A 17,739-nucleotide genomic window follows, 5' to 3' on the forward strand; every position below is an offset into this window, starting at 1 on the left:
CAGGAAAGAATTCTGTAAATTCCCAGACATAAACTGAAACAGTTTCTTTCTTTTGTTCATAATTTTTGGAGACAACCCTATGTTAGAGCTCTTAATTGGCTTAGCAGTGACCATTGCTGTGGGTTATTTCATCGTCAAAGGCTACAAAGCCGCTGGCGTGTTATTAACCGCAGGTATTAGTTTGCTTCTTATGACTGGCATTCTTGGCCATGACGTTCTGCCATCAAAAGTAACCTCAACGGGTAATATGGTGACGGACGCACTAGAGTACGTAAAATACATGCTTCAATACCGTGGTGGCGGTCTTGGCATGCAAATCATGCTACTTTGCGGTTTCGCGTCTTACATGACGCACATCGGCGCAAACAATGTAGTAGTAAAACAGTTCTCTAAACCGCTTTCTGTTATCAAGTCTCCATACGTCCTTTTGGTAGCGGCTTACATCGTGGCATGTTTGATGTCTCTTGCAGTGAGTTCAGCAACAGGTCTAGGCGTCCTATTGATGGCTACCCTATTCCCTATGATGACAGCGATGGGCATCTCTCGCCCAGCAGCAGTTGCAGTGTGTGCATCACCAGCTGCAATCATTCTTTCACCAACATCAGGTGACGTAGTTATCGCTGCAGAAAAATCAGGTCTAGCGCTTGACGTGTTCGCAGTTCAAACCGTACTTCCTGTTTCTATTTGCGCGATCATCGTAATGGCAGCGGCGGCCTTCTTCTGGAACAAATACCTAGACAAGAAAGAAAATACTCCGATGGAGAGAATCGACGTGTCTGAAATTGAAGCAGATGCGCCAGCATTTTATGCCGTGCTACCTTTCCTACCAATCATCGGTGTATTCCTATTCAACGGCCGCACAATCCCTGGTCTAAGCCTAGATATTTACACCATCGTAGTTGGTTCAATTTTCTTGGGCGCCATTATTCACTACGTTGTGAACAAGTTCGATGGCAAGAAATCTCTTGAAGATCTAGACTCATGTTACGCGGGCATGGCGGATGCGTTCAAAGGCGTAGTAATGCTGTTGGTAGCTGCGGGCGTATTCGCGCAAGGTTTAATGTCTATCGGTGCAATCGACAACCTACTTCACCTAGCAGATAACGCTGGTGCAGGCGGCGTTGCTCTGATGCTGCTCCTAACTGGCCTTACTGTTGCAGCGGCAATCGCAACAGGTTCTGGTAACGCACCATTCTACGCGTTCGTAGAACTTGCTCCTTCACTGGCTGCGAAGATGGGTTTAAACCCTGCGTTCCTAATCATCCCAATGCTTCAAGCATCTAACCTCGGTCGTACTATCTCGCCAGTATCTGGTGTAATCGTTGCGACTTCAGGTATGGCAAACATCAGTCCATTTGAGGTAGTAAAACGCACATCAGTGCCAGTTCTAGCGGGTCTGATTACAGTGATCATCGGTACTATGGTGCTTGTACCAATGACGGCATAAGTGCTAATCACAATCATCTAGTTCGTAAAAGCTCGGCAGTTTTGTCGGGCTTTTTTATTTCTATTCCATATACCTCGTCATTACCTTTCTCCTCTCTTTGACACCTCGTACTGAATACGCAACACATCCAATAATTGAAAAACATTGCACATTATAAGTAAGTCTAATTTGCTTAATATCTCAACTACTTATATAAAGTCCGAATACATTCACAAAATGGAACTTACTATGACTTCACTTATTGTTTTTATCGTCATCATTTTGCTTATCGCGGTGTTTGCAGTCAGCATTTACAACAAACTAGTGACGCTACGTAATCGCTTTAAAAACAGCTTTGCTCAGATTGAGGTTCAGCTAAAACGTCGTTACGACTTGATCCCAAACCTAGTGAGTACAGCAAAAGGTTACATGGAGCATGAAAAAGAAACCTTTGAGCGTGTCATCCAAGCGCGTAACCAGGCTATTTCTGGCTTGAAAGCAGCAAGTGATGCGCCAGATAGCGATGCGGCGATTAACCAACTGGCACAAGCAGAAGGCATGCTACAAAATGCGCTAGGTAAGTTGAATGTCGTGGTTGAAGCCTACCCAGAGTTGAAAGCCAACGAAACCATGACCCAGCTGCAAGAAGAGCTGACCAGCACAGAGAATAAGGTCGCTTTTGCTCGCCAAGCTTTCAATGATGCTGTTACCAGCTACAACACTTACAAACAGACTTTCCCACCAGTCTTGTTTGCCAATATGTTTGGCTTCCAAGACGGTAAGTTGCTGGAGTTTGCAGACAGCGAAGCAATCCAAGAAGCGCCAAAGGTTGAGTTCTAATGGATTTTTTCGACCATCAAGATACCGCACGTCAGCGTACCGGGCTTTTGGTGTTTCTGTTTTCCTTAGCGGTATTCTTCATCACGGGTTTGGTCAGCGTCCTATCGATTGGTATTTACTACGGGGTGACCGGTGAGCCATTTAATCAACACACTGCCATTAGCTATGTCTTATTGTGCTTTGCGGGTGTCGTGTTGATCGTTGCAATTAGCTCGATGATTCGCCTATCTGACCTATCTTCGAACGGCGGCCGAGGCGTAGCTGAAAGCATCGGTGGCAAGCTGATTTCCTCTAACACGATAGATGCCAAACACAGGCGACTTCTTAACGTAGTGGAGGAAATGTCGATTGCTTCAGGGATTCCCGTTCCTCCTGTTTATGTGATGCAGGAAGAACGAGGTATCAACGCGTTTGCCGCAGGGATGAGTATTGATGATGCTGTAATCGGTGTCACGCAAGGCGCACTAGACACCTTCACACGCGATGAATTACAAGGCGTGATTGCTCATGAGTTCAGCCACATCTTAAACGGTGACATGCGCATGAACACACGTCTAATTGGTGTTCTGTTCGGCATCACTTGCATTGCCCATTTCGGTCATTTGGTGTTAGATAACACTCACCACACCAGTCGCGTATCAAGAAGCTCTTCGGATTCCGATAAAGGCTTCGCTGTCATTATGCTGATCGCGATTGTGTGTTTGGTGCTCGGTTGGGTTGGTACTTTATTCGGCTCGATGATCAAAGCAGCTATCTCACGACAACGTGAGTTCTTGGCGGACGCGAGTGCGGTTCAGTTTACTCGTAATGACCAAGGGATTTCAGGTGCGCTGAAGAAGATTGGCGGTCATGCATCTGGCTCAAGCCTAAAAGCGAAAGCAAGTAGCCAAATGAGTCACATGATGTTTGGGCAAAGCAGTTTGTCTGGCTTCACTGGCTTATTCGCTACTCACCCACCTCTCGAAGAACGAATTCGCCGTATAGAGCCAAGTTGGGATGGCAGATTTTCGCGCGGAAGTCAGCGCCAAACTTCAGCGTTTGAAACTGGACAAGTCAGTGGGTTTGCGTCGGATGCCGATTTTGGCTCTCAAGATCTTAAGGCTCCAGTCGAAACGCCAACTTCTTCGGAGTTGAGTGAAACAGGTAGACTGCTCATCAGCCAATTACCACAAGACTTAGTCGATATTGCACGTGAGCCCTACAGCTCTCGCTTTATTGCATTGATGCTGATCTTTGATGGCAGTGATGTGCAGCGTGAGATGATCAAAGGTCACATTCCTATGGTTTCACACGCAAAACTTTTACCGTGGTTGGACTACGAACTGCCAACGCATCTGCGTCTCCCTCTATTAGAGCTTGCAGTCCCAGCCCTCAAAGCACTCAGTGAAGGTCAAAAGAACAGACTATGCCAAGTGCTACGAGAATTATCCCAAACCGATAATCACTACTCACTTGGAGAGTGGTGTGTCATTAACTTACTGGAAAAGCAATTACTTACCTCATTTGCTTTTACTCGCCAGAGTAAATCACTGATGCAATTGATGGAGAGTGTTCATTGGCTCCTGAGAGAGTTAGCCTGGGTAAGTCACTCAGAAAAAGACAAAGCACAATATGCTTTCAACAGTGCGCTCACCTCTTTAGGCCTACCGAAAACTCAGTTGCCAGACGCTAACCAAGACTGGAGATTAAGCCGAGCAGCGTTAGAACTTTTACTACAACTTAATCCTAAACAGCGTATTTTGTTCGTCAAAGCATGTCGTTTAGCAATTGAGTCTGACGGTCAGATCACCGTTGCAGAAGGCGAATTGTACCGAGTGATAGCGTGCTTCTTGGAAGTACCAGAGCCACCGCTTACTGTGACGCTGTAAACACAGAAAGTAAAACGCCAGCGATGATCGCTGGCGTTTTTGTATTCGGCTATAAGTGACGCTGATTAAGCAGCTTTAAAGCGCTCTGGAATCTTAGTGATGCTTTGACGATAGCTGAACCACAAGTAGGTCACGGCTAATGAGAAGAACAAGTAAGACAAAGCAAACACGATAGGAGAAGTAATCAGCTCTGCTGACATACCCCACATCACGCCAATTACCGTAATCGTCAATTTAGATAACATGCCACAGATCAGTAAGAACAAAGCAAGCTGTGGGAAACGCGAACTACGGAATGCGAAGAAGTAGCAGCTACCTACTGCAAGCGATGCAATAGAAAGACCTAGCATGAATGAATGGATGTGATCTGCTGATGCGACACCTGCAGAAACAGAAGCCATAAGTAATAGGAACAATTTCATAAGTCACCTCACTACAAGTAGAGAAAAGCATCCTTTCATTAATGAAAACTCATTTTGCGCCCTATTTTGCTTATCTATTTAGCAATTACAAGCACATTTTTTGCTCACTTTGTGTTCAAGCCTCCCTTTCGAATCTAGTTATTACAAGCGGTTAACATTCTCGAATTTATAAACCCTTTAGATCCTGCACTTACAAAAAGCAGTCTCTATTTTGGCCACTTTTGTTACAGAACATTAACACTTAAACATTTAGAAACTTTTTGCTTAAACTGTGAGCCAAACACCCATGTTCGAGCTATCAACCTTGTTTCACTTAGGATCTCACTACCAAACCAAAGCTTCTTTACGTTAGATCAACATTTTCTTCATATATAAAACGCTCTCATTACAATCATTTTTAATGTTTCAAATTATTTTTAGCCGTAGGGGTAAAAAGAGATTCCAATCACACATTTATTGGTTATAATCCGCGCTCATTACGTTATGTGTTGAAAAACGCAAACTTATTTTGAGTAAACCCTATCTTTAAACCGACCCCTCTTTGCTATCTGCCAAGAGGTATTACTGAGAACAAAAATGAGCAAGATTGATAAAGCTATGCGCATCCTGTTAGCAGGATTCTGTATCAACCTTTGTCTTGGCATCCTGTATGCTTGGAGTGTATTCAACAAAGCACTAGTGACTGAGTCAGGCTGGAGCGCAGCAGAAGCATCTGCACCTTACGCGACTGCAACTATTACTTTCTCTATCTGTCTTCTTGTTGCAGGTATTCTTCAAGACCGTATGGGTCCACGTTTGATCCTAATCCTAGGTACTGTTCTAACAGGTCTAGGCATGATTGCGTCTGGTTTTGTTAACTCACCACTAATGCTGAACATCACTTTCGGTGTGATCACTGGTGCAGGTATCGGTTTCGGTTACGCGTGTCTTTCTCCTTCAGCAATGAAGTGGTTCCACGCATCTAAGAAAGGTATGGTTAACGGCATCATCGCAGCAGGTTTCGGTCTAGCAGCTATCTACCTAGCTCCTGTGACTTCTGCACTGATCGACAGCATGGGCATCCAAACGAGCTTCCTAGTTCTTGGTGTTGGTATCCTTGCTATCGCTGTTCCTCTAGCAGCAACAATCAACAACCCACCAGCGGATTACACGCCAGCAGAGCCTAAAGTAAAAGAAGGTCAAGCACCTAAGGTTGTGAAGAAATCTGACGACCTAACTTGGAAAGCAATGCTTAAAACGCCACAGTTCTACTCTCTATGGATCATGTACGCGTTCGCAGCTTCTGTTGGTCTTATGATCATCGGTAACATCACAACTATCGCAAGCGTTCAAGCGAACCTACCAAACGCGGTTTACCTAGCGTCTATCCTTGCGGTATTTAACTCAGGCGGTCGTGTAGCGGCAGGTATGCTTGCAGACAAGATCGGTGGCGTACGTACTCTTCTTCTAGCGTTCGTTCTACAGGGCATCAACATGGTTCTGTTCGCAACGTTCAAAACTGAGTTCACGCTAATCATCGGTACAGCAATCGCAGCAGTAGGTTACGGTACGCTTCTAGCAGTATTCCCTACTCTAACGGCTGAATTCTACGGTCTGAAGAACTACGGTACTAACTACGGCGTGCTTTACACAGCATGGGGTATCGGTGGTGCAATCGGTGCAGCTGTTGTTGGTTTCTCAATGACTAACGGTGACGGCTACGGTCTTGCGTACACTATCTCAGCAGTAATGATGGCTGTGTGTATCGTACTAGCGTTCATCACTAAGCCACTGACTGAAGCGAAAGTAGCACAACTGAAAAACGCTTAATCGCCAGTCCAGTTCTATTTATCTAATAGATCTGCAGAAATTGATTCGAAAAAGGCTTAACCTATGGGTTAAGCCTTTTTTATTGTTAGTTGGTTATGGAAAACACCGTCGAACTCGCGCCAGATTACTATCTCGATAACTTCTTTAAGCTCACACGGCACGCTACCGAGTGGTACAGCGATTTACTTAGCCAAGATGAACACCAGTGGCTATCCGCGTTTGGTAGCTTAAACAAGCCTGCACAGTGCCTTCTCGTGCGTCTTTACAGCCGTAAAGGGTGCTGGTTTCGTAGCGACAAACTCAACTATCAAGAAATTGAGAACATCCAGTCGGCTTTAGATGAATTGGCAACTCATGATTTTGTCTCGCTCTCCCCTGACCTAACGATACAGGAGTTAGCAGCGAATCTACTGACCAAGCCAGAGATCGTCACTCTCTATCCTGAGCATCCTAGATCCCTCAAGAAAGAAGCATTAGTGGCTTGCCTAAATGAAGAGCGTTTCGAGCTATTTGAGGCTCTGGATTTCACGGTGATTAAGCTTAACTCCGCACACATGATTGATGTTTTGCTGACGCTGTTTTTTGCTAATACCCATCAAGACCTCAGTCAGTTCGTGCTTGATGACTTAGGCTTACACCAATTCGAACAATACCAGTTAAGTAAAGCTCGTCGATTCTTCGAGAGTAGAGAGCAAATCGATCGCCTTATTGAACTCAGCCAACTCTCCAACCTTTATTGGCAATGCGACAGAAAACAAAAAGCGAACCTCGATATTCTTATCGAAGCAACGCCAGAACAGGTTGAACATCGCTACGTCGACCGTAAACGCGAGCACATGATTAACGACATTGCCCGTGATTACGAACGCATAAACGAACTTGAGATGGCAATTGCGCTGTTTGAGACGACCACACTCGCGCCAAGCCGAGAGCGTCGTGCTCGCATATACGACAAGCTAGAACAAAACGAATTATTTAGTGACATTGTCACTGATATGCTTACCCACCCTATTGATGTCTCTGAGTTTGAGGTGGCACAGAAGCTCGAACAACGCGTTAAACGTAAACAAGGCTTGAAAGTCCCGAGAGCCACCAAGCCAAAATGCAGCGAATACCACATCGAATTGGATCTCTCCCAGCAACGGGTGGAGCTGGCAACCAAAGCGCATTTCGAAAGTTTAGGTTGGACCGTTTTCTATTCCGAGAATACCCTGCTCAACAACTTGTTAGGCTTAACCTTGTGGGATGCGATTTTTGCACCGATAGAAGGCGCATTCATTAACGCATATCAACATCGACCATTGGATTTGTATCACGCCGATTTTGTCGATAAAAGAAAGCAGCTTATCGACAATGCGCTTGAGCAAGTTCAACAAGGCAATACACAGGCGTTGTTTGATACATACCGAGATAAAGTTGGGGTCAGTAATCCCTTCATCAGTTGGGCATACGTGAACGAAGAGCTAATCTCCCTAGCACTTGAACACATCCCTAATGCCCTGTTGGTCGAACTGTTTAACGTGCAGTTAAGTGACCTAAAACTCTATCGAAACGGTATGCCGGATTTGATTGCATTTAAAGATGGGAAGTTTGAATGGATAGAAGTGAAAGGTCCGGGCGATAAACTCCAAGATAACCAATGGCGTTGGATCAAGGAGTTCAATCGCCTCAATGTGCCGTTCTCAGTCTGTTATGTAACGGCACAAGCTTAGGAAAAGAGCCAAATAACCTTAGCTGCTTACTTTGGCGTTCTTCTGACCTTTCTTCTCTTTCAATTGATCAATCACGTAGCTTGGTGCGACTTTCTCTAGTTCGCCCAAGCACTCATCTGTTTTCGGGTTGTCGTAACGAACATAAATGTCGCAAACCGCATAAAGCTGTTCCGGCGCACCAGAGATCAAATACGCTTGCTCAAAAGACTTCACCGATTTGTCTAGGTTGTAGTCTTCTTGCAGTACGCCATTGAGATACCAGTAGTAGCTGTTATCTTTCGCCATGTTGGCCGCTTTTTCGATTTCTGTCGCTGCATTCTTCTTCTCATCCAAACGTACTAGTGTCAGCGCTTTCGAGTAGTGCAAAGACGCATTATCAGGATGAAGTTTGATCGCAGAATCCAACGTCTTGACCGCATCAGCATCGCGTTGCTGCGCTCGGTAGTTGTCGGCCAAGCTTAGCCAGATTTGTGGATTTTCAGGCTGATTGGTCACCAAAGCTTGATAGATTTTATCCGCTTTATCCCATTCATGGTGCCAACGATAAACATCCGCTAACAGCAGTTTGGAGCCGTCATCTTTCTTGTGCTCTAAGTAGCTGATCAGTTCAGCAACCGGCGCTTCCAGCGTTTGCTGTTGCTCGCTGCTCACGTTGGAAAAGTCACGCACTAAGTTGGTCGCAGCAGTAATACGGACCATGGCCTCTGGATCACTCAATAGTGGCTCTATCATGCGCCAGCGATGTTCAATCGTGTAAGGTTCTGCTCCGACAATCGCGGCTTCACGAACCGCTGGGTCTTGATCTTGAAGGCTGCGTGCAACTGCCACCAGCGCGTTTTGACTTGGGTATTTTGCCAACTCATGCAACGCTTCAATGCGCTTTTCTACTGGCTGTTTCACGTCTTGAGCTTGATAAGACCACTTCGCAACCACTTGCTGTGGTGACATCTGTGCTGAATGGGTTTCCTCAGCACTTGTCACGCTCGCAGAAGAAACTTGGTCCGGTGCCAGCAAGGTCTCATCCTGCGCGGCAACAGATTGGCTTACGGTGACGCCTAGAGCGATGGCTAATAACGTTTTTGAGAATGTCATATCAATCCCCTTAAAATTTGGTTTCGAATACAGGACGCTTCGCCGCTTGTTGGCGTAACACTGCATCACTGTATTTGCCATGTGCCACAGGGTTACCCGTTGCACGAAGAATGTATGCCATTGCCTTATCAGCATGAGAGAAGAACTTTTTCCAACCTGCACACAGGTAGTTCAACCCGGGTTCACCGTCTTTGGTGCGAATGAAACGGTTTTTCGGACACTCGCCGTAGCAAGCGAATTGGTAATCACACTGTTGGCATTGCTTGGTTAGCGAGCGAGTCTTGGCAAAGCCAAACTTTTGTTGCTCAGGACCATACGCCAACGTGTCTAATTTTTCGTGGTGGATGTTGCCAATCTTGTATTCTGGATAAACGTAGTGGTCACAAGCGAAAACATCACCGTTTGGTTCCATTGCCAAGCCTTTGCCACAAATCTCACCGAGCGTACAAAGTGGGTTTTTACGCCCCATCCAAGTCTCTACACTCGCTTCAAAGTACTGCACAAACACTTTGCCAATATCGTGCTGAATCCACTCATCAAAAATCGCGATAAGGAAGTTACCCCACGCCTCGTCTGCCACACACCATGGCTCAACCACAGAGTCTTTGTGACCAGGAATAAGACGCTTGTCGCCTTGTTTCAGCTGCTCTTGCGGCTCCCATGTTTGAGGAGCTGTAGTACGGAACGTTTTCTGTTCTACGATGGGAATAAACTGCATTTGTGGAGAACGCACTTCATCACGCAGGAATCGGTACACCTCAAGAGGATTGCGGCTGGTTAGATTGTTTACACAAGTTAGTGTTGCGAACTTCACTTCGTGTTTGTGCAGCAGTTCAACCCCCTTCATCACTTGGTTAAACGTGCCACGTCCTGAGCGGTTGGTTCGGTAAGCGTTGTGCATCATTTCTGGCCCGTCGATACTCAAACCGACCAAAAAGTTATTTGCTTTTAGAAATGCACACCAATCGTCGTTGAGCAACGTGCCATTGGTTTGTAAATCGTTAGAAATGACCACGCCTTCAGGCTTGTACTTAGATTGAAACTCAACAATCTTTTTAAAGTAATCCAAGCCCAACATCGTTGGTTCACCACCCTGCCAAGAGAAGATGATTTCCGGCGTATTTTGTCCTTCAATGTACTGACGAATGTAGGTTTCTAATGTCTCTTCATCCATCACGGGCGTGCAGCCTTTTTTGTACTCAAGTAAGTCCTGTTTGCTGAGGTAATAGCAGTAAGTGCAATCAATGTTACAAGCTGCCCCAATAGGCTTTGCCATGACATGTAAACGCTTAGAGGCTTTACCGTTGAACTGAGGACCTTGAGTAATGTGCATACGTCACCTTTTTCGTTATGAAATGCAGCTGAGAACGCTCATAAGCGTGCCATTCTCACCTTGATGACCTAATCATAAATCCCATTGATACAAGAGGCTTGTTATACCGTTTATAACCTTTTTTCATAGCGTTTATTGCTAATATTTATCGTGACTTTTTTGGCGAGAAACTATTGATGAAATCATTTAAAAGCAAATCGTTAACCGCACTTTCCATTCTATCATTCAGCGTATTAATGAGTGGTTGTGCAACTCAATCACCGCACCCTATCGCGCTCAACATTGATCAAGACATGGTGTTGGTGGAAGGCGGTTCATTTGTCATGGGATCGAACAGCGACTCCGCCAAGAAGGCAGAAACCCCAGCCCGCGAAGTAAAGGTAGACGGCTTCTACATTTCCAAGTTCGAGGTCACCCAAGAATTATTCGAATCTGTCATGGGTTCTTCAATGAGTTACTTCCAAGGTGCAAACATTCCCGTTAATAACTTGAGCTGGCAACAAGCAAATTACTTCATTGAGAAGTTGAACGAACTGACTGGTGAAAACTACCGCTTACCGACAGAAGCGGAATGGGAGTTTGCCGCAAAAGGTGGTAACAAGAGCCAAGGTTTCACTTACGCAGGCTCAAACAACATTGCTGATGTGGCGTGGTACGTCGATAACTCTAAAAACCAAGCTCACCCAGTTGGTCAAAAGCAACCCAATGAGCTTGGTCTGTATGACATGACAGGCAACGTTGGTGAGTTCGTTATTGATGCTTATGACGACACCTTCTACCGCTTTGGCCCAACCGAGAATCCGAACAACGCTAAAGACGAAAAAGCAGGCCTAGCACACAAGTCCGTACGAGGCGGCAGCTTTGCCTATGATTCTGATGAATCAGAGAATTTCCGTCGAGACTTCGCTAGCCAGTCTATAATTATGTCGGACATGGGACTTCGCCTTGCTAAAGATGCTGATTAAGCATGAGAAGCGACGTTACTGCCCCTTTGCGCATTCTTACCAATTAACACGTCTCTTGGTTAGGGAAATGGTTAGGGAAAGAGGCTAAATCCACGTTGTTCTTCTCTATACCCAAATGTATACAAACAATACATTCAAACTTAGGTAAATAATAATATGAAGAAACACATCTGTGCCCTTGCAGTCTTATCTGGTTTATCGTTCTCAGCGATGGCTTTAGATTGCGACCCAAGCTTGCTGCCATCTTGGAAAGATGGGGCGAGTAAGACCGCCATCGTGAACTACGTTGACCAATCTTTGGATACAACAAAATCGACATTCATCCCTGAGCAAAACCGTATTGCCGTATTTGATAACGACGGTACATTATGGTCAGAGAAGCCTTTCTACTTCCAGCTGGCCTATGCGCTAGACGAAGTGAAACTGATGGCAAAAGACCATCCAGAATGGAAGACACAAGAACCGTTTAAATCTGTACTGAATGACGATATTGAAGGCGTCTTCAAAGGCGGTGAAAAAGCGCTACTTGAGATCGTCAAGGTCACTCATAGTGGTATGACGGTAGAGGAATATCAGCAAAAAGTCGCCGATTGGCTGAAAGTCGCGAAAGATCCACGCTTTGGCAAAGCTTATACCGAACTTACATACAAACCAATGCGCGAAATGGTGACCTACCTGCAAGAGCATGGTTTTAAGACTTACATAGTATCTGGTGGCGGCGTGGACTTCATGCGAGTTTGGGCACCAGAGGTCTACGGCATTCCTGCAGAGCAAATCATTGGTAGCGCACTAAAATACAAGTACGATTACAACGACGGTAAACCAACCGTGACTAAGTTAGGTGAAATCCTTACGATCGATGACAAAGCCGGGAAAGTGGAAAACATTCAACACATCATCGGTAAGAAACCTGTTCTCGCGATTGGTAACTCAGACGGTGACCACGCTATGATGCAGTGGGCAACCAGTCAACCAAACTCGATGGCGATGATCGTTCATCACACCGATGAAGACCGCGAGTGGAAATACGACCGAAAATCCAGCGTCGGTCACTTAGATAAAGCAATGGATGAAGCCAATCAACGCGATAATTGGCATCTTATTGACATGAAAAACGAATGGTGCACCGTCTACTAACACCATTACCACTTCTTTAAAGCTCCCCTTCTCGGGGAGTTTTTTTATTCATTTTCAAACGGTAGGCTTTTCTTCACGATCACTTCACGACTCTTCACACACAATACCTCTCATCAAAACGAAGAGGTAAAAACAGAATGAAAAAAGCAGTCCTGACGATTCTAGCAGCAAGCTCATTTTCGGTAGCAGCAGCACCTTATGTGGGTTTTGAGTATGGATTCGGCACCACCGACCACGATTTTGAAACATCTTTTGAAGCTGACGGTGTGAATCTAAACCCTGAATTAGAAGACGGTATTTATGGTGGCTTTGTTGGCTACTCGATCAACGACTCTTGGGCAGTAGAACTAGGTTACAGCCAATTTGAACTGGACGATAGTCGTTCAAAAAACTTAGGCATCGAGAACATTGATGGTAAAGACTACCACCGTGAAATGGAATGGGATTCTTCAATCAAAGCAAAACAAATCACCCTTGCTCCTGTGTTTAGCTACGCATTAAACGATAAATGGACCACCAAAGTAAAAGCAGGTCTGAGCTACACACAATACGAATCTAAAGCAGGTAAGTATGAGGAGCATGAGTTGGTTTCAAATGACGATGTGGAAATGAGCAAAACGCTTTTCCACAGCACAGAAAAGAACAACGAGTTTGGTGCCGTATTCTCTGTTGGTGCTGAATACAAGATCTTCCCTCAGTTGACCATCAGTGCTAACGCAAAATACCAACTTGATAGCTACGCAAACACAGCATCAATCAACGTAGGCTCTACATACTACTTCTAAATTAGGAAGCCATAAGCATGAAAAAACTGATTATTACGACAGCATTAGCTCTAATTTCTGGCTCTGCATTGGCTGCCTTCAACGGTCCTGAAACGGCAGCAATCAACACAGTAAAAGAAGCTCAGAAAGCATCTGACGACAGTTATGTACTGTTAACAGGTAGCATCGTTCAATCACTTGGGAATGAAACTTATCTGTTTAAAGATAATACAGGCCAAATTCAAGTTGAGATCGACAATGAAGATTGGATGGGGCAAGACGTATCACCGCAAGACCGCGTTGCGATTCGTGGCGAAGTAGACTCCGACTGGACAACAACACAAATTGACGTTGATACTATTCAAAAGCTCTAACTTTACTGTCAGTAAACTGAAAGCCACCACGCTAGTGGCTTTCATTTTGTGGGTTTAATGCACTACTAAGCATGGGCAGTGAGGTGGGAGCACCAAACGTATACTTTGGGGTTGAACCTCAAAACGGATCTTCTTGGATCGATAAGGCTCACCATCAAGGTTTAATGGCAGCGCTTTCGGAAAGTCAATTTCCAACCAACTTGCCAGAGTGTGCTTAACAAATTGGCCTTTTTCAGTTGGGTTCTGAATTTCTTCAAGCACCTGAGGTAGCTCGTGGGGCAAGAATGGATGTACTAAGGTGATATCCATTAAGCCATCATCGATCAATGCACTTGGTGCAAGCTCTTGTCCTCCACCAGCGAGTCGGCTATTGCAAAACGCACCGACTAAAATTTCGCCTTGAAAGCTACCCTGCTCAATCGTCAGCGTTCCATCATAAGGTTTAAAGCCCAACGCTTTCACTAGTCCTGTTAACGTGTAAGCGCCTCCACCAAGAAAGTTCTTTAGCTCTACGGGGGTCTCCGCGGTAATTTCTGCTCCAAAACCTGCTGCTGCAACATTCATAAAGTAGCGCTCATTGGCCTGAACGCTATCTACCGCAACCGCGTCGCCATTAACAGCAAGTTCTATAGACTCTCGAATCGTGGTGGGGATTTTCGTCGCAGTCGCGAAATCATTCGCGGTCCCCATAGGGATAATGGCCAACTCAGGTCTAGCATTTGAGTTTACCTGGTTGAGCGCTGTGATGGCTTCATTGACAGTCCCATCACCACCCGCGACAACAATACGTTTAATGCCTTCATTAACCGCTTCTTTAACTAAGCGTTCCATATCCGCAGATTCCCAAGTGACCCGAACTTGCAGATCCACACCTTGCTCTCGCATTCGCATGATCTCACTGCGAAGCTCCGGTGTTCCGGCCTTCTTACCGTTTAGAATGGCGCGTATTGCTTTCATACTCTTCCCTACCTAGTATTCGATTACCTTACCAGCTTTTTTGAGCTGAGTTCTCAACCATTGATGAGCACTTTCATTGTTGCGGCTCGAGTGCCAAATCGCACATAAATCGTGAATTTTGTCACTAAAAGGAAGTGGTACCGCCTTAATGTTATAAGTTTTAGAGAAGTGCTTTATCGTAGACAGCGGTAACATCCCAATATATTCGGAGCCATCAATAACAGGTAGCATCTCCATCGCGCCAGACGCACGATATACAATGTTGCGCTTAGCTAGGTCTTCGATATCTTCTTCACTCATGAGGCTCTTGCGTGCATGCCAACGCGAGACCACGACATGCTCCTCTGCCAAGAATTGCTCGACAGAACAGGTGTCTTGAATGCGAGGATGGTCTGCACTGCACACCACCATCAAACGCTCAGAAAATACTGGTTCCATCTTGAGAACGGTGCGTCCTCGCGGTGGCATATCAATGATTAAGTCGTACCTTTGCAAACGAAGATCGCTTTCATAATCTTCAGTAAATAAGGGATGCACTTCCAACCCAATATTTGGTGCGCTCTTGCGGATTTGACGTAGCAGTTGAGGCATCAACTCATAGCTCGCCACCGAGACACAAGCAATCGAAAATATACGATTAGACACTTTAGGATCGAAGCTACTAGATGCGGATAAAGTAGACGTAAAGTTTTTCAGCGCTGCGACCATTGCAGGATAAATATCCATAGCAAAACTGGTCGGCTCGACACCCGATGTGCTGCGGTGAAACAGTGGTTCGTCATAGATATCACGCAAACGAGCGAGTGCTTTGCTCACCGCAGGTTGGCTGATATCAAGACGAGCAGCAGCCTTAGACAGGTTCTGCTCTTCATAAATCGCCACGAAAATAGGGATAAGGTTTAAGTCGGTGCTCTTCATTTTGCAAACATAAAACAGGACATGACCTTATTTTAGCTAACAGCATGATAGTTAACGACTCAGAACACCAGATTTGAGCGTCTATGCATGTTTTCGCGAGTTTTAACCTCGCATTGACGAAGAATATTCTGAAAATCGCTCAGGATTTTCCTAGGTAAGGGCTCAAGAATGCACTCGCCTCTTCACCGCACAAGCCGACTTCGACTTCAACGCCACCTTCTTTTAGGATTTCGATACCAAGACCGGCGTTACGAGGGTCAGGATCGAGCATAGCAACCACCACTTTTTTGATGCCGCAAGTCACTAAGGTTTTAGCGCAAGCTGGCGTGCGACCAACAAATGAACATGGCTCTAGTGTTGCGTACGCGGTGACGTCACTTAGATCACCGTTATATGCGTTTAGGGCTTCCACTTCTGCATGATTGCCACCAATCGCTTGTGTGTGCCCTTCCGATACGATTTGACCATCTTTCACTAACACACAACCAACAGGTGGATTTGGCTGGCAAGCAGGGAGTGCGTTCCGTGATACTTCCAAGGCACGGAGCATAAATTTTTGATTCATTTGATATGATTCTCGAGAGTCTGTACTTAGGTGGTCGATTTTAGCGCTGGCATATTATCTCTTCCATACAAATCTATACATAAGTAACCTTAAGGTGCTTCGCTCTTTGACAATGACTTGATTTGTTGGCGCACGCAGATTTAAAGCTCTAGTGGGTCTACATCAACTATTGGCAACAAAATATACAAGACCCTCAATATTAGCAAAGAGTACCTAGCCACTGATTGGAGCTTTTAGAGGCTATCTTTTTCGCATGTTCCTGCTCCGTAGCTCATCAAGTTGCGGCAAGGCCTTTGGTATCGCCCACTTAAGGCGTTTTGGCTTCAGCGCTTGTATCCCTTTCCAAAGCGCATTCATCAAGCTTGCATCCTCCTGCCCCTCTTGTAGGCGCTGTGAACGCTTCTGCCAAACGTCAGTGTTACTGGCTTTACTCATTTCAAGGCCACCCGTGTTGCTTCTCAGCTGCTTATACAAGCTTGCTCTAGCAGCCCCCCATCGATTCGCTTTCACCATTCGTCTGAATACCAACCATGGCGGCGTAGGACGAGAACGATAATAGCGGTGAATGCTCAAGACGGCGATAACGAGAACAAATAGCGTCACTGCGCAGCCAATCAACCAGCCAGAATAAGCTCGAACAAAGGATTTGAATGTATGCTTGGCTTTGAAGGTCTTACCCTCAATCACCACCGTTTCCAGCTGTTTACTCTGGCTATTCCACCATTGGAACGTATGCTCAGGCAAGGTGAACTCACCACCCTGTTGGATCACATACACGCTTTCTTCGATGCGACTCGATTGGTAATCACCACGCGTTTGCTTATCGGCTAAGCGGTTTGGTTGAGGATAGGCTTGATAACTGGCAGTAGAATCATTGGATAACAAGTCTGGAAGCAATACTGACAGGCTGTCTTGTGCATTGATCGTAATGGTGCGAGTGATTGCATCACCGACTTTCAGCTCATCGTTAGACGTTGTCCATTTCTGATCCACACTCACCTTAGTCGCAGTAAACCATGCAGAGTCATCACTTAGCAAACCAGAAGGCATGGACGCTTCGAACTTAATTGGCTGCGTATAAAGCGTACCAGCCACTTTCGAGCCATCAGGCGCAGAGACTTGCACACCAACGGCGACCGGTGGAATTACAAATTGTCCCGAGACTTGCGGATACAGGGTTATTTCCCAACGCTGACGAGACCACGTTTGCCCCCCTTTGCGCTCGGTATAGTTGGTTGCTAATTGGTTACGCTGCTTTGCAATCACGTTAGGGATTTCTACGCTGCCAATGCGTGTACCACCTGTGAACCAACGAGGAGTTGCGACTTCGATGTACAAAATCACCTGCTCATTCACACTGAACTTAGGTGCTTCCTTCCTATCGGTCCCTGCTCCCTGCTTACCAACCCATGCTAACAATTCAACATTATCGCTGCGCTGCAAGTCTTGAATGTCTTGTGCGTTCACCAAGCTAGTAAAAAGCAAAGTAAACATCATCAAGATAGTGCTCAAACGCCCAACCACGGAGTCAGCTCCAAGTTTGAATGCATTCATCAT

16 protein-coding genes are annotated in these 17,739 nt (G+C 45.6%); 9 read left to right on the forward strand and 7 right to left on the reverse strand.

Features of this window, described 5'->3' with window-relative positions; all coding sequences use genetic code 11:
* Window positions 1–79: 79 nt before the first annotated feature.
* From dcuC to J4N37_RS17255, 3 genes are all read left to right on the forward strand, one after another.
* Window positions 80–1,447, forward strand: coding sequence for an anaerobic C4-dicarboxylate transporter DcuC (gene dcuC / locus J4N37_RS17245; protein WP_252042897.1), 1,368 nt, complete (start codon window positions 80–82; stop codon window positions 1,445–1,447).
* Window positions 1,448–1,675: 228 nt separating this feature from the next.
* On the forward strand, window positions 1,676–2,266 hold the full coding sequence (locus J4N37_RS17250) for a LemA family protein (RefSeq protein ID WP_010452175.1): 591 nt from the start codon (window positions 1,676–1,678) through the stop codon (window positions 2,264–2,266).
* Window positions 2,266–4,134 (forward strand): M48 family metallopeptidase, encoded by a 1,869-nt coding sequence (locus J4N37_RS17255; RefSeq protein WP_252042898.1) that lies wholly within the window; start codon window positions 2,266–2,268, stop codon window positions 4,132–4,134. The genes J4N37_RS17250 and J4N37_RS17255 overlap by 1 nt, the downstream gene beginning before the upstream one ends.
* A 65-nt stretch (window positions 4,135–4,199) precedes the next feature.
* Here J4N37_RS17255 and J4N37_RS17260 read toward each other — a convergent pair whose 3' ends face one another.
* The gene (locus J4N37_RS17260) at window positions 4,200–4,556 is read right to left on the reverse strand and encodes a hypothetical protein (protein ID WP_005447150.1); all 357 of its coding nucleotides are present in this window, start codon (window positions 4,554–4,556) and stop codon (window positions 4,200–4,202) included.
* A 576-nt stretch (window positions 4,557–5,132) separates the two neighbouring features.
* Between J4N37_RS17260 and J4N37_RS17265 the strand changes: the two genes are divergently transcribed.
* Both J4N37_RS17265 and J4N37_RS17270 read left to right on the forward strand, forming a co-directional pair.
* Window positions 5,133–6,365, forward strand: coding sequence for an L-lactate MFS transporter (locus J4N37_RS17265; protein ID WP_009704178.1), 1,233 nt, complete (start codon window positions 5,133–5,135; stop codon window positions 6,363–6,365).
* 95 nt (window positions 6,366–6,460) lie between these two features.
* The gene (locus J4N37_RS17270; protein WP_252042899.1) at window positions 6,461–8,077 is read left to right on the forward strand and encodes a VRR-NUC domain-containing protein; all 1,617 of its coding nucleotides are present in this window, start codon (window positions 6,461–6,463) and stop codon (window positions 8,075–8,077) included.
* 18 nt (window positions 8,078–8,095) lie between these two features.
* Here J4N37_RS17270 and J4N37_RS17275 read toward each other — a convergent pair whose 3' ends face one another.
* Window positions 8,096–9,169, reverse strand: a complete 1,074-nt coding sequence (locus J4N37_RS17275; RefSeq protein WP_038897160.1) for a HEAT repeat domain-containing protein — start codon at window positions 9,167–9,169, stop codon at window positions 8,096–8,098.
* A 10-nt stretch (window positions 9,170–9,179) separates the two neighbouring features.
* Complete coding sequence (locus J4N37_RS17280; protein WP_252042901.1) at window positions 9,180–10,502, reverse strand: anaerobic sulfatase maturase; 1,323 nt, start codon at window positions 10,500–10,502, stop codon at window positions 9,180–9,182.
* A gap of 176 nt (window positions 10,503–10,678) precedes the next feature.
* Between J4N37_RS17280 and J4N37_RS17285 the strand changes: the two genes are divergently transcribed.
* The 4 genes from J4N37_RS17285 to J4N37_RS17300 all read left to right on the forward strand — a co-directional run bounded on the left by J4N37_RS17285 (window position 10,679) and on the right by J4N37_RS17300 (window position 13,742).
* A complete protein-coding gene (locus J4N37_RS17285) occupies window positions 10,679–11,467 on the forward strand; it encodes a formylglycine-generating enzyme family protein (protein WP_182027367.1) in 789 nt (262 codons plus the stop codon).
* Window positions 11,468–11,623: 156 nt separating this feature from the next.
* A complete protein-coding gene (locus J4N37_RS17290) occupies window positions 11,624–12,604 on the forward strand; it encodes an HAD family hydrolase (RefSeq protein ID WP_252042902.1) in 981 nt (326 codons plus the stop codon).
* A gap of 137 nt (window positions 12,605–12,741) precedes the next feature.
* Complete coding sequence (locus tag J4N37_RS17295; protein WP_252042903.1) at window positions 12,742–13,389, forward strand: AcfA family outer membrane beta-barrel protein; 648 nt, start codon at window positions 12,742–12,744, stop codon at window positions 13,387–13,389.
* Between the two features lie 17 nt (window positions 13,390–13,406).
* Window positions 13,407–13,742 (forward strand): YgiW/YdeI family stress tolerance OB fold protein, encoded by a 336-nt coding sequence (locus tag J4N37_RS17300; RefSeq protein WP_010452195.1) that lies wholly within the window; start codon window positions 13,407–13,409, stop codon window positions 13,740–13,742.
* Between the two features lie 54 nt (window positions 13,743–13,796).
* Here J4N37_RS17300 and yegS read toward each other — a convergent pair whose 3' ends face one another.
* The 4 genes from yegS to J4N37_RS17320 form a co-directional block, all read right to left on the reverse strand.
* Entirely contained in the window at window positions 13,797–14,699 is a 903-nt protein-coding gene (gene yegS, locus J4N37_RS17305; RefSeq protein ID WP_252042904.1) for a lipid kinase YegS, read from the reverse strand.
* A 12-nt stretch (window positions 14,700–14,711) separates the two neighbouring features.
* A complete protein-coding gene (locus J4N37_RS17310; RefSeq protein WP_038886393.1) occupies window positions 14,712–15,617 on the reverse strand; it encodes a LysR family transcriptional regulator in 906 nt (301 codons plus the stop codon).
* A gap of 139 nt (window positions 15,618–15,756) precedes the next feature.
* Window positions 15,757–16,182, reverse strand: coding sequence for a bifunctional diaminohydroxyphosphoribosylaminopyrimidine deaminase/5-amino-6-(5-phosphoribosylamino)uracil reductase RibD (locus tag J4N37_RS17315; RefSeq protein ID WP_252042905.1), 426 nt, complete (start codon window positions 16,180–16,182; stop codon window positions 15,757–15,759).
* Window positions 16,183–16,422: 240 nt separating this feature from the next.
* The gene (locus J4N37_RS17320) at window positions 16,423–17,739 is read right to left on the reverse strand and encodes a BatD family protein (protein ID WP_252042907.1); all 1,317 of its coding nucleotides are present in this window, start codon (window positions 17,737–17,739) and stop codon (window positions 16,423–16,425) included.

It is taken from the genome of Vibrio sp. SCSIO 43153, assembly GCF_023716625.1.
In the GTDB taxonomy this organism is placed as follows: Bacteria; Pseudomonadota; Gammaproteobacteria; order Enterobacterales; family Vibrionaceae; genus Vibrio; species Vibrio rotiferianus.

What these genes read in the sequence shown, in the direction of transcription:
- J4N37_RS17270 (WP_252042899.1), top strand. Translation starts at nt 6,461, where the DNA reads ATGGAAAACACCGTCGAACTCGCGCCAGATTACTATCTCGATAACTTC.
- J4N37_RS17295 (WP_252042903.1), top strand. Translation starts at nt 12,742, where the DNA reads ATGAAAAAAGCAGTCCTGACGATTCTAGCAGCAAGCTCATTTTCGGTA.
- J4N37_RS17280 (WP_252042901.1), bottom strand. Translation starts at nt 10,502, where the DNA reads ATGCACATTACTCAAGGTCCTCAGTTCAACGGTAAAGCCTCTAAGCGT.
- yegS (WP_252042904.1), bottom strand. Translation starts at nt 14,699, where the DNA reads ATGAAAGCAATACGCGCCATTCTAAACGGTAAGAAGGCCGGAACACCG.
- J4N37_RS17260 (WP_005447150.1), bottom strand. Translation starts at nt 4,556, where the DNA reads ATGAAATTGTTCCTATTACTTATGGCTTCTGTTTCTGCAGGTGTCGCA.
- J4N37_RS17300 (WP_010452195.1), top strand. Translation starts at nt 13,407, where the DNA reads ATGAAAAAACTGATTATTACGACAGCATTAGCTCTAATTTCTGGCTCT.
- J4N37_RS17285 (WP_182027367.1), top strand. Translation starts at nt 10,679, where the DNA reads ATGAAATCATTTAAAAGCAAATCGTTAACCGCACTTTCCATTCTATCA.
- J4N37_RS17275 (WP_038897160.1), bottom strand. Translation starts at nt 9,169, where the DNA reads ATGACATTCTCAAAAACGTTATTAGCCATCGCTCTAGGCGTCACCGTA.
- J4N37_RS17255 (WP_252042898.1), top strand. Translation starts at nt 2,266, where the DNA reads ATGGATTTTTTCGACCATCAAGATACCGCACGTCAGCGTACCGGGCTT.
- dcuC (WP_252042897.1), top strand. Translation starts at nt 80, where the DNA reads ATGTTAGAGCTCTTAATTGGCTTAGCAGTGACCATTGCTGTGGGTTAT.
- J4N37_RS17315 (WP_252042905.1), bottom strand. Translation starts at nt 16,182, where the DNA reads ATGAATCAAAAATTTATGCTCCGTGCCTTGGAAGTATCACGGAACGCA.
- J4N37_RS17250 (WP_010452175.1), top strand. Translation starts at nt 1,676, where the DNA reads ATGACTTCACTTATTGTTTTTATCGTCATCATTTTGCTTATCGCGGTG.
- J4N37_RS17310 (WP_038886393.1), bottom strand. Translation starts at nt 15,617, where the DNA reads ATGAAGAGCACCGACTTAAACCTTATCCCTATTTTCGTGGCGATTTAT.
- J4N37_RS17320 (WP_252042907.1), bottom strand. Translation starts at nt 17,739, where the DNA reads ATGATGAATGCATTCAAACTTGGAGCTGACTCCGTGGTTGGGCGTTTG.
- J4N37_RS17265 (WP_009704178.1), top strand. Translation starts at nt 5,133, where the DNA reads ATGAGCAAGATTGATAAAGCTATGCGCATCCTGTTAGCAGGATTCTGT.
- J4N37_RS17290 (WP_252042902.1), top strand. Translation starts at nt 11,624, where the DNA reads ATGAAGAAACACATCTGTGCCCTTGCAGTCTTATCTGGTTTATCGTTC.